Raw genomic sequence first — 3,092 nt, forward strand, 5'->3', positions numbered from 1 at the left:
CTTTATGAGGATTTAATCTTAGGCAACTGTCAGCCACCAAGCTGTCCAAAGCCGACGAATTTATTAGTTACTTCAGTATCACAAACCAGTGTTACGGCAAGTTGGACTGAAACAGGTTCCGCTCCTCAGTGGGAAGTGTATGCCGTTGTAGAAGGAGGAACACCACCTGTTAACGGAGCTCCATTGAATACAGGCGTAGCTGGGTATTCATTAGCGACTTCAAATGTAGATTTTCCAATCACTAACTTACTACCAGGAACCAAATACCAATATTATGTTCGTGCAATTTGTTCCGCAACAGACATCAGCAACTGGACTTTATTGACACCAAAATCATTTATCACTAAACCTGCAAACGACGAATGCTCAGCAGCGATTAACGTGCCTGTGAATCTTGATAGAACATGTACTCAAACTGTATCAGGAAGTACATTAGGAGGAACAACGTCGGCACAGGTTTCTACTTGTCCAGGAACTAAACTGGACGACGTATGGTATAGTTTTGTTGCTACAAATAATATTCATATTGTTTCCATTTTTAATATTGTAGGTTCAACAGCCACTACAAATGTGCGATATACAATTTACGGTGGTGTGGATTGCGGCTCGTTAACACAATTGTATTGCAGTTCAAATAACATTAATTCAGCAGTTGTAGGTGGATTAGTATCTGGAGAAACATATAAAATAAGAATATACAGCACAGCTCCTACTGCAAGTCAATTTGCAACATTTTCAATATGTATTACTACTCCGGCTCCAATTACGAACGACGAATGTGCAACTGCAACTCCAGCTTTCGTAAATAATGGATTGTCTTGTGCACAAGTGACTGCAGGATCTATTACTGGAGCTACAGCTTCACCAGAGTCAAGCAGTTGTGCAGGATTAGAAGACGATGATGTTTGGTTTAGCTTTGTTGCTACAAGTCCAAAACATATTATTACTTTTCAAAATATTGTTGGAACTTCATTAGTATTGAACAGCGCTCTATATTCAGGTGATATTTGTGGAAATTTGACTTTTATTGCATGTAATAACAATAATGAAACGATAGTTAATAATCTAACTCCGGGGACAACTTATAAAATTAGAGTTTGGTCAAATTCTGGACAATTGGAAGACATCCGATTTGATCTATGTATTGGAAGCATCGTTCCGCCTATTACAGTAAGCACTACACAGTATACTAATTCGCAATTAGTTACGGATGTATTAATTAAGTCTACTTGTGCTACCGTAACAAATATTACTTGGGCTACGGGAACTGCAGTAAACACAAACGGGATTGGATATTTTGAAAGAGGGCAATCTGATTTTCCTTTTGAAAATGGAATCGTTTTAGTAACAGGTAGTGCAACAGCAGCAGTAGGACCTAATAATTCTACACTTGGTAATGGTGGACTTGGTGGAGATGCAGATCTATCTGCAATTCTAGCCGCTCAAGATCCGCCTCAGAATGGAACTTTAAACAATGCGACTAAGTTAGAGTTTGATTTTGTGGCGATAAACGACAAAATTAATTTTGAATTTTTGTTTGCTTCAGAAGAATACGGAATATTCCAATGTGACTACAGTGATGCATTTGCTTTTATCTTGACAGATGTTACCGCAGGAACTCCTGCAAAAAACTTAGCTATAATACCAGGTAGTAACCCTCCAATTCCAGTGTCTGTAGTAAATATTAGAAATTCTGAGAACAATGCAAATTGTCCTTCCGCAAACGAAGAATTCTTTGATAAATATTATAATAATCCAGCGGGTGTAATTGGTGCTCCAATTAATTTTAATGGAGTTACAATCCCAATGTTAGCAAGTTCATCTGTAATTCCTGGAAATACCTATCATATTAAAATGGTAATTGCTGATTATAATGATGGTTCATATGATTCTGCTGTTTTCCTAAAAGGTGATAGTTTTGATATTGGAAATATTACTTTACCAGATGACTACTTAATCGCGGACGGAACTGCTCTGTGTAATGGTGACGACGTGACTTTAGATTCTCAACTGGATCCTACATTATATGATATTCAATGGTATAATGGAGATACTTTACTTCCGGGAGAAATAAATCCAACATTAGTGGTGACACAAACAGGTACATATAATATTCATGCAGCGTACGTAGGTACCTCTTGTGTAACTATTGACTCTATTGTGGTTGAGTATTTCGTTGATTCTGACGCACCGTTCCCTGCTGACTTAGCTTTATGTGATGCATCTGGCCAAGGAATGTTTGATTTAACAGTAACTAAAGATGAAATACTTGCCCCTTTTCCTGCGGGATCACATGAAATTATGTACTTCTTGACAGAAGCTGATGCTCAAAACAACACTATTACAGCAGCATTGACAGAAGCGGAGGCACAGGCATTTTTAGGAACAGATGGACAGGAGATCTTCGTGCGAGTGAATTTCTTAACGACCAGTTGTTTCCAAGTTGTTTCCTTTAAATTGATTGTACAGGATTTAACACCACAGTTTACTTTAACAGGAAACATGGCAATTTGTCCCGATGAACCAACGACAATAACTATAGTTCCTACAAATAATAATTTCAACGTTAATGCAGTTACGTACGAATGGACTTTTAATTCGAATGTAATTCCTACGGCTACAACTAATGCGTTACAAATAGCAGGTCAGTCTGGTTACGGAATTTATACTGTGACTGTGAATAATTCTGGATGTAGTTTTACAGAAACATTTGAAATTGTTCCTTCAACGGAAAACTGGCAAATAAGTTTTGTAGGCGAACCTTACGTTATATGTACAGGTGAATCAACGACCTTAGCGTTTACAGCGGTTAATTTTGATATTGACAATGCTAATGCTACTTATACTTGGACTTCACCGTCAAATGTTACGGGTGAAGGGAAAACATTCTCAGCGAATGAAGTTGGAACCTATACCTTATCGGTTGATATCTTTGGATGTGTTTCTACCTTTGATGTTGATGTTGCTAAGAATAATTTAGCTATTGAAATCGACTTTACTCAAGGTTGTAACAACAATGCTTATCAATTGGTTGCGGTACCTTTCAACGGAAGTTTTGATATTTCGACTTCTAGTTTCTTATGGACAGGACC

1 protein-coding gene is annotated in these 3,092 nt (G+C 37.6%); it reads left to right on the forward strand.

The window, feature by feature from the left end:
* Positions 1–3,092, forward strand: a 3,092-nt coding sequence (locus YWA_RS15785) for a choice-of-anchor L domain-containing protein (RefSeq protein ID WP_022829220.1), incomplete at both ends; no start/stop codon positions are given.

The organism is Flavobacterium antarcticum DSM 19726 (genome assembly GCF_000419685.1).
Classification (GTDB): Bacteria; Bacteroidota; Bacteroidia; order Flavobacteriales; family Flavobacteriaceae; genus Flavobacterium; species Flavobacterium antarcticum.